The sequence below is a fragment of the Caballeronia sp. M23-90 genome (assembly GCF_053574605.1).
Genome location: NZ_JBSIPA010000280.1, coordinates 1 through 8,752, shown reverse-complemented (window position 1 = coordinate 8,752; position 8,752 = coordinate 1). Strand labels below are relative to the sequence as shown.

The 8,752-nt window shown below is 61.4% G+C and carries 8 protein-coding genes and 1 pseudogene; 1 reads left to right on the top strand and 8 read right to left on the bottom strand.

Going from position 1 to position 8,752, the window contains the following annotated elements:
* From ACRXB1_RS23415 to ACRXB1_RS23395, 5 genes are all read right to left on the bottom strand, one after another.
* Positions 1 to 901: spore coat protein U domain-containing protein (locus ACRXB1_RS23415; protein WP_449493372.1), on the bottom strand; the 901-nt coding region annotated here is incomplete at its 3' end.
* A gap of 5 nt (positions 902 to 906) precedes the next feature.
* A complete protein-coding gene (locus ACRXB1_RS23410) occupies positions 907 to 3,204 on the bottom strand; it encodes a fimbria/pilus outer membrane usher protein (protein ID WP_449493370.1) in 2,298 nt (765 codons plus the stop codon).
* A 164-nt stretch (positions 3,205 to 3,368) separates the two neighbouring features.
* Positions 3,369 to 4,094 carry a fimbrial biogenesis chaperone gene (locus ACRXB1_RS23405; RefSeq protein WP_062001038.1) on the bottom strand — a complete coding sequence of 242 codons (726 nt, stop codon included), beginning with the start codon at positions 4,092 to 4,094 and terminating at the stop codon, positions 3,369 to 3,371.
* Between the two features lie 17 nt (positions 4,095 to 4,111).
* Positions 4,112 to 4,636 carry a Csu type fimbrial protein gene (locus ACRXB1_RS23400; RefSeq protein ID WP_062001039.1) on the bottom strand — a complete coding sequence of 175 codons (525 nt, stop codon included), beginning with the start codon at positions 4,634 to 4,636 and terminating at the stop codon, positions 4,112 to 4,114.
* A 568-nt stretch (positions 4,637 to 5,204) separates the two neighbouring features.
* Positions 5,205 to 5,657: a MarR family winged helix-turn-helix transcriptional regulator gene (locus tag ACRXB1_RS23395; RefSeq protein WP_449493369.1), complete on the bottom strand. Its 453-nt coding sequence runs from the start codon at positions 5,655 to 5,657 to the stop codon at positions 5,205 to 5,207.
* A gap of 140 nt (positions 5,658 to 5,797) precedes the next feature.
* Between ACRXB1_RS23395 and ACRXB1_RS23390 the strand changes: the two genes are divergently transcribed.
* Positions 5,798 to 6,811 (top strand): 2-dehydropantoate 2-reductase, encoded by a 1,014-nt coding sequence (locus tag ACRXB1_RS23390; RefSeq protein ID WP_449493368.1) that lies wholly within the window; start codon positions 5,798 to 5,800, stop codon positions 6,809 to 6,811.
* Positions 6,812 to 6,874: 63 nt separating this feature from the next.
* On the opposite strand, the gene ACRXB1_RS23385 is transcribed toward ACRXB1_RS23390, so the two are convergent.
* The 3 genes and pseudogenes from ACRXB1_RS23385 to ACRXB1_RS23375 form a co-directional block, all read right to left on the bottom strand.
* A complete protein-coding gene (locus ACRXB1_RS23385) occupies positions 6,875 to 8,287 on the bottom strand; it encodes an FAD-binding oxidoreductase (protein ID WP_449493367.1) in 1,413 nt (470 codons plus the stop codon).
* Complete coding sequence (locus tag ACRXB1_RS23380) at positions 8,284 to 8,565, bottom strand: FadR/GntR family transcriptional regulator (RefSeq protein WP_449493371.1); 282 nt, start codon at positions 8,563 to 8,565, stop codon at positions 8,284 to 8,286. The genes ACRXB1_RS23385 and ACRXB1_RS23380 overlap by 4 nt, the downstream gene beginning before the upstream one ends.
* Before the next feature lie 59 nt (positions 8,566 to 8,624).
* A pseudogene (locus ACRXB1_RS23375) lies at positions 8,625 to 8,752 on the bottom strand (glycosyltransferase family 4 protein); the annotation flags it as partial.

Sequence of the window (8,752 nt, the reverse complement as noted above, 5' to 3'; positions counted from 1 at the left end):
GCGCGAGCGTCGACTTGCCCGAGCCGGACAAGCCCATGATCATGTACATTGCGCCGGACGGAATGGAGAGCGAAACGTCGTCGAGCCCGACCACGTGACCCAGCGTTTCCTGCACTTCGGACTTGCTATGGTAGCCGATCTTCGCCCCGCCCGTACGCAGCATGTTGCGTGCGCCCACCGTGCCGTTCGAACCGCCATCCAGTGTGATCTTGTAAGCATCGCCGTTGGTGCACTGCGCCGTGATCGTCCCGCTCGCGGTCAACGCGGTGTTGAGCAATGCGGCCGGCGTGAACGTGATGTTCGTCGCGCTGATATTGCAGTTATTGACCACCGTCGCGTTCGCGCTGAATCCGAAGGTCCCGCTCGCGGCCAGCGTCGAACATGCGAGCCCCGTGCCCAGCAGATAAAACCCCACGTTCAGCGATGTCTGCGTGCCGCTGAAACTCTGCGTATAAAGCGTGCTGGCGTTGCCGACGCTCGGCACGGTCGGCTGGTTCGCCGATATCTGTCCATAAACCGTCACTGGCTGCGTGAGGGTCGTGCTGAGCGCGGGTTTGGACATCGTGAACGAGATCGGGGTCGTGCCCGCGGCAGTCGAACCCCAAGACACCGAATGCCCTGCGTCCGAATACAAGTCGTATTGCATCTGGTTCGTGCCGTTGAGAAGCTGGCGGGGACTGGTGCCGCCGAGATTCAGGCAGATCTGCGCGTTCGGCACGAGCGTGACGGCAGGCCACGTGCACGTGACGCTGACGGTGCTGGTCGCCGCGGACGAGGCCCGGCTGATCGGGCTCACCGTGCCGAAGTTCAGGTCCGTCGCGACCGCCGTGCACGATTGCGCACTGGCGCGACTGGACATCGAAAGTGACAACACGATCGCCATGACGAACAGGAAGAACATGCGTTTCATCGCACGTCTCCCACCTTGCTCAAGCAAGTCAACGGTCCGATAGTCGGCAGCGAACCATCGTCCGGCCGGGTGTAGGCGAACGTCACGCGGCAATGCAGCGCGCCGCTGTCGACCACGAGATGGTTCTCTTTCTGCAGACCCTCTATGAACGTCAGCCCGTCGAACCCGACAATGGTCTCCTTGCCGCTCTCCTCGTGCCGCACCGTTGCGCCCGGCGGCAGCACCTTGCCGTCGAGCCCCTGCAGAATCACCGATGCCGCGCTGTATCGCGTCACGCCAAAATGCGCGAGCACGCCGGATTGGGATTGCGGCACGAGGTTCATCGTCGTGGTGTCGATACGGGCATCGGCGGGAAGCTTCATGCCATCGATGCCAACCCGGTTGTCCTGGTAAGAGTTCAAGTCGGGCACGAGCAGATGCCCCGCGCGATCCGTCACGCCGATCACGCGGTTCTCATGCAGCACGGGAATCCCGGCAATACCGTCCGTGGACACCAGCGAGAAGCCGTCGTAGATACGGCGCGAGGGTTTCACGCTGCCGTCCATCATCACGACGGTTCCCGACAGATCGAGGGACCCGGTCGTACGCCCGGAGATCTGCTGCGCGAGCGCCGTCACCTCCCCGCCGCTGCCGAGATACTGCACCTGCGCCTGCCGATACGGCGACGCGCCCGCGTTGCCTGCCTGCACGCCCCATCCCCAGCCGCCGTCGTAGTTCGGCGGCCGGCTTGCGTTGACGTTGTAGTTCGACTGCCCGTTCTGCCGTCCGACGGTCGCATTCACCGACGTGTTGTTGCCAAGCCCGAAGCTCACGCTGAGGAACGCACCGCGCGACTCGCGTTGCCGGAAATCCTGATACGCGCTGAGGTTCACCGAAGCCAGGTTGCCCACGTTCAACGTGTAGGCCACCGATCCGATCTGCGAAGGTTGCGCCTGCGGATACCTGAAGCCAATGTAGCTCACCGAAAACGTTTGCGTGCTAAAAAAAGGAACGGCCACGGTGACGCGATCGGTCGCGGTGGGCACGGGCGAGCCGTCGCGTGCAGCAAGATCGCCGTAGTTGCCGAACGCGCGAATGCTTTGTGCATCGATGGAAAAATGCGGCTCGATCAATTCATAGCCCAGGCTCGCCTGCGTACCCGCAAGCCGCCCCGTGCTCGCCGAGAGCGATCCGTTGAGCACGCCGGCCATCCCCATGCGTACGAGCGCGCCGGCCCCCGCGTTATAGACGCCGCTGGTCGCTTCGGTGTGCGCTTCGAGTGTGAGGTAGTCGTTCAGCCCATGCCTCGCCGATGCACTCAGCGCCGGCTTCGGATCGTATTGGAACGAGTCCAGTCCGTACGCGCGGCGCAGGAACCCGGCTTCGAACGAATAGCTCGACAAACCGGCCGCGAGCAGACGCGTATCCACATAGAGCGGCACCGATGTCTCGACCGTGCGGCCCAGCGCGTCGCGCGTGATCACCGTCGCCTGACCGCCGCCGGTGATCCCTGGCACGTTGTTCACAATGAACGGACCGCTCGGCACGTTGCCGCTGAACTGACGCACGCTGTTCACATACAGATCCACCGACGAAGGCACGACCGCCGAGCCGCCGAACGCGGGCACGGGAAACGTGACGAGATCGGGGCGCAGCGCGAAGTTGCTGCGCCACTGAAATCCGCCGATACGCACCGAGCGCGACCACGCGAGCGACGAAGAGATGGTGTCGCCGAACTGCTTCGTGTCGAGCGTGGCGGGGTCCGACGTGCTCCACGATGTGTCGTAGCGTGTGTATCGATGATCGTTCTTGTACAGGTACGCGGTGCCCGTATTGCTGAACACACCGGCGGGATCGAAGTAACGCTCCTCGCTCCAGATCGCGAGCTGTGCGTCCGTGTTGGATTGCGCGTAGGCGTCGTAGTTGATCAGGAACCCGCGCGACGATGTGGCGGGCGGCGTGGCGGTGAGCGCGCGGGTATCGAACGTATAGGGCTTGCGGATGGCGTCCGGCGCTTGCAGCGTGACGCGCTGGCGCGCCGCGTCGTAGGTGTAATGCAGCCCGCGAATCGAATCGAGCGGCACCTCGGCTGTCTCCGTGATGCCGAGCCGGTCGATCGCCAGGCCGATGTTATCGAGGTCCTTGCCGCTCGCCGACAACCGGCCGTTCAGCTCGCGGAATTGCGCGATCAAGGCGGAACGCTCGCCATTGAGCATCACTTCGAGGTACACGTCATGAGGCTGGTTCACGCTGGCGTCGGAACGGACCGGAGGGCCGGGCTGCGGTTGCAATTGCCCCTGCGCAAAAGCACACATGCACTCCAGTACAGCAACCAGCCCCGTTGCGACAAGCGCGATGCGGAAGCCATGTGAATGACGTATGGGGCGTCGTCGTATTCTCATCGATTGAATGGGGACGCATCATGTCAGCTCTCGGCGACATTCTCGACAACAAGGCAGCGATGAGTTCGTGGCGCCGGTCAGCCCGGCGGCGCAACCGTCACCACGGCCTCGAGCGGCAATGAATTGACAGCGGCCCGTACCGTCACGGCGCCGCGAAGATCGGCGTCGGCGGGAAGCGGCACAGACCATTGGCGGGCGCGCCCGGCGAGCGCGTACCCAAGCAGTCCCTTGTTGATCTCATGGAGCTTGCCGGCGCTGTCCACCAGTTGCACTGCCGCGATCTGCGCGCGCCTGGCACCCGTGTTATCCACGCGCAGGACCCAGCCCTTCGCGTCGTGCGCGAGAGACCAGGAAAGCGCTGGCACGGTCGCCTTGCCCGCAGGCTCGACGAACACCGGCACGGAATAGCGCAGGCGTATTGTCACGCCGTCTGCCGGCGCGGTATCGGGCGCAGGCAGTTCGTCGATCAGGATCCGGTAGCTCTGCTCGGTCCCCACGGGCGCAGGCGATGTCCGCACAAGCCGCACGAGCTGATCCGACTGTGCGCTGATCTGGATCAGCGGCGGACTGGCGACCAGTTCCTGCGTCGGCGTGAGCGCGTCGTCCCGGTTGACCTGATCCCAGCGGAAGATGCGTACCTGCCCGTACAAGGGCTTGTCGCCGGGATTACGCAGCGTGATGCCCGTTGCGCTCTCGTTCGACTGCAGGTCGACCATCACGGGCGATATCTGCAGCGTGGCGGCCTGCGCCGTGCACGTCAGGAGCGCGAACAGAACCCCACCGTAGCGCCGGATACTTGCCATGAAACCGCCGTGGGCGATCAAAAATAAACCGTCGCGGTAACTGTGGTTTGGTAGAGATCAGGTTTCGGTGTAGCTTGCGCAGGAACCTGACCGTACACGGTGATGGACTGGGCCGCCCCGGTGCCTGTGCCCGCCACGGTGTTCGTGCCCTGGGTGATGCCCCAGGGGACCGAGTGACCGGCGTCCTGATACAACTGGAAGGCTACCGTCGTACCCGTATTGCCCGTGGCAGTCCCTGCAAGCAAGCGCGCAGCAACCGTGGAACCGGCCACGCTGCCGCCGTCGAGTCCGACGTTGTACGGCGTGGTGTTCGTGCAGGTGACCGCAAGGGTGGTCTGCTGGTTGATCGCGGTTGCCAATACGCCGTTTGTGCCGAAATTCAAAGGCGTGGCGGCAATCGTGCAATTGGCTTGCAGCGTAAGCGATACGGTAAATGTGGCGGTCGCCGTACCGTTGGTATAAACAGCGGCATTCGCGATTTGTACAACCGGCGCGAAAAGCAATGCGCCCGCGAGCACGGAAGATATGAATCTCGGCTTCATTTTGGCACCTCTCTCTCAGTGCGCTGACTTGATTTATATACAGCGTTGCAGCAGCGCTGAGAATCATATTACCTATTGAATAAAACAATTCCAAGTTAATTGATCGAAACGATGTTTCAGATCACTTTGTGAGGTCGGGTTATTACTGACCGGTGCGCGTACGTTATAGAACGACTGGCGCGGGAGACATCCCTATAAACCCTTCGCCGGGTTTCGGCAGTAAAACAACACCTAGGTATTCGCTGGACGTTTAATCGGATGCGCTGCTGGCCGGGGATCGGGCGTGCAACGTCAAATCGCGTTGCTCGGCTCGAGGATTACACATTGACGACGGTTTGTTTATAACCAGCAGGATAATCAGATATTGAGGCCACCCAAGGTTATATCGGGTTGATGCGGGAATGCCATCTTGTTTGCCCCACACCGCGCGCTATCCGGCAGATATGGGCGACACTCTATAATCGACCGCCACGCGCCATGCTGCATACTGCGCGTTCGGCTCACCCCAATAATATGCCGCAGGATACTTTTCACCTGCATTGGAATTCAATGCAAGCCGCCATCAACATCATTCAGCCATTTCTTCCACGCATTGCGCGGCGACCAGTTTCGCGAGCATCGAATGGATTGCTTTACGTTCCGCAGGAAGCAGCGCGGCAAGTATTTCGTCGTTTTGCGCCTGAGCAATCGTGGCGGCGCGCGAATATGTTTTCTTGCCCTTCGTGGTCAGCGACACGACAACACCACGGCCATCGGTTGCGTTCGATGTCTTTTCCACCAGCCCTTTTCTCTCGAGAATGTCCGTTGCACGGCTCGCCTGGCTGCGATCCAGATTCGACGCGCGGCCCAGATCCGATACCGAAAGCGCGCCGAACGACCCCACGCTCAACAAGACGCGAGCCTCGGTCAGCGTCAATGCAATACCGTTGCTGAACGCTTCGTTCATGGCCTTGTCGGTCTGCTTTTTCAGCACATGCAATCGATACGTGAACAGGCTTTGAATCATGGTCGTATTGTTCATTTTTTTCCTCCGGCTTTTTTGCATTCCGACGAAAGCGCACAAGCGGTTTTTAGATGCTTGCGCACGCATCAATTAATCGATAGCATCAGCTTAGCTCAATCCCGGGCTTTCGGGACAAGATTCGCTTGGAGGGCAAAGTTTTGAATACGCAAGATGGAAAAATCACGGTGGTTGGCGGCGGCGCCATTGGCGGTATCGTTGCGGCCCGCCTCGCGCGGTCCGGCCAGGCGGTCAGCCTGCTTGCGCGAGGCGCGCAGCTTGACGCCATAAAACGCAACGGCCTCAGCGTGATCGATGGCGATGATCGCTATACGCTCAAAGTCGATGCAACCGATCAGCCCGAAACGCTGGGCGTGCAAGGCCTGCTTTTCATCTGCCTGAAGGGGCCCGCACTGACTGCGGCGGCAGCTTCGCTCACGCCGCTCGTCGGTCCCGGAACGCATATCGTGTCGGTCATGAACGGCGTGCCGTGGTGGTATCTCAACGAATTCGGCGGTGCGCTCGCAGGTCAGCGTCTTGAGTCCGTGGACCCTGGAGGCGTGGTGTCGGCGGCGCTGCCGCCATCGCAGGCATCGGGATGCGTGGTGCATATTTCATCGTCGATTGCAGAGCCCGGCGTGATCCGGAAAGGCTACGGCAACGAGCTCATCATCGGCCCGGGATCCGCGCGAATGGCCGATCGCGCGGCTCGTGCCGTCGAACTGTTGCGTCACGCCCAGTTCGACGCAGTCGCGTCCGATGACATTCGCCGCGACATCTGGGTGAAACTGTGGGGCAACATGACCATGAACCCGATCAGCGCCATTACGCGATCAACCGGCGACGTGATCCTGGACGATCCGCTCACCAAGAGCCTGGTTGTTTCCGTCATGGAAGAGGCGCGGCGCATTGGCAAGGAGATCGGGATCGAGCTGACCATGACCACTGACGCCCGCAACGCGATGACGCGCAAGCTCGGTGCGTTCAGGACATCGATGCTCCAGGACGTGGAAGCTGGCCGCCAACTTGAAATCGAGGCGATTCTCGGCGCGCCATATGAGATTGCAGTGAAGGCGGGGATTCCGGCGCCGTTCATCAGCGTGCTTTACGGGCTTGTCGGGCAACTGAACGCCAATCTGATCAAACAGGCTTCAAGTACGACCAACAGCCCTTAGCCAATAAGACACGCGGGGCTCGCGCGATACGGTTTGGCGGGAAACCCCGCTGATTACAACCGCTCAGAAAATCTTGCCCGGATTCATGATGCCGTTCGGATCGAAGACCTTGCGGATCTCCTTCATGAGCCGGATCTCCAGCGGGTCTTTATAGCGATTGAAATACTCGCGCTTGAGCTGTCCGATGCCATGTTCCGCGCTGATACTGCCGCCATATTGCGCGACTTCGTCGAGCACTTCGGCGGTCAGGCCTTCGCCATGTTGCGCGAAGTAATCGCGTGGCGCGCCGGCCGGGCGCGAGAGGTTGTAGTGCAGGTTGCCATCGCCGAAATGACCGAAAACGATCAGACGTACGCCCTCACGATGATTTTCCACACGCTTGCCGGCAGTTTCGAGAAACGCTGGAATCGATTCGATCGGCAGCGACACGTCATGTTTCAGGTGCGGTCCATCGGCGCGTTGAGCTTCCGATATCTCTTCCCGCAAACGCCACATGCTATTTACCTGCGCAATGGACTCGGAAACCGCAGCATCGGCGCATAGCTCGCGCTCCAGCGCTTCGCCGATCACCGTTTCCACGAGTTCGCGCAAGGCGGTTTCATCGACGGTATCCGCGAGTTCGATCAACACATACGCCGGGTGACGTTCGGCGAACGGCGCACGCATGCCCTCGACTTGCGCGAGCACCATGTCCAGACATTGCGCCGTGAAGAACTCGAATGCCTGCATGCGCGGACCGCCGCGCTCGAACAAAAGCTCGAACAGTTCCAGCGCTTGCTGCGACGAATTCACCGCGGCCAGCACGACCACGCGCACGTCATTGCGTGCATATAACCGCAGTGCTGCAGCGGTAATGATGCCGAGCGTGCCCTCCGAGCCGATCATCAACTGCTTCAGGTCGTAGCCGGTGTTGTCCTTGCGCAGCGTGCGCAGCCCGTGAAAGATCTCGCCGTTGGGCAACACCGCTTCAAGGCCGAGCACGAGTTCACGCGTCATGCCGTAACGCACGACGTTGACGCCGCCTGCGTTGGTCGAGAGGTTGCCCCCCAGTTGACACGAGTCTTCGGCCGCAAGGCTTAACGGAAGCAACCTGTGCTGCTCTTCGGCGGCACGCTGCAGGTTGCCGAGAATGCAGCCGGCTTCGGCGACCATCGTGTTGCCCACGGTATCGATACTTCGAATCGCGTTCATGCGATCGAGGCTCAGGATCACGTTGGCCGGACTCGCATCGGGCGTGGCGGCGCCGCACAAACCGGTATTGCCGCCGCGCGGCACCACGGGCACGCGGGCGTCCGAGCACAAGGCAAGACATGCGGCGACTTCGTCCGTTGTCGATGGGCGCACGACCGCCTGCGCCTGGCCCTTGTACATGCCGCGCCAATCCGAGAGCCACGGGGCGATTTCATCGGCAGATGTGATGACGGCGTCGGTTCCGAGCTTGTCGGCAAGACGTTGGGAGAAGGCGAGATCGGTCATTGTTGGCGAGGGGTGATGTCGAGGTTGAGCCGCGCCGCGGCGTTTTGCAGATGCGATGTTGCGGCCGTACGGGCAGCGAGCGCGTCGCCGGCGCGGATTGCGTCGAAGATACGGACATGTTCGCGATGCACGGCGTCCGGCAGCCGTTCAAGCGCGAGCGAATGCGTGCGCGCAGTTTGCACCGCCTGGCGGATCTGGAGGTTCAGGTACTGCAGCAGATCGACGTAGTAACGGTTATGCGTGGCATGCGCGATTGCCACATGGAACGCGATGTCCAGCTCGACTGCCGGTTCGGGGGTGTAGAGGTGGTCGGCGAGGGATTGCAGAATGCTTTCCAGAGGAAAGGCACCGGCTGGCGCGAGAACAGCGAGAACGGGTAATAGTCGATGTGAAAATGCAGCACATCGAATTCATCAGCACGGCGGCGCACTTCTTCCAGCAGCAGCATGTGCGGCGCCATCGTGT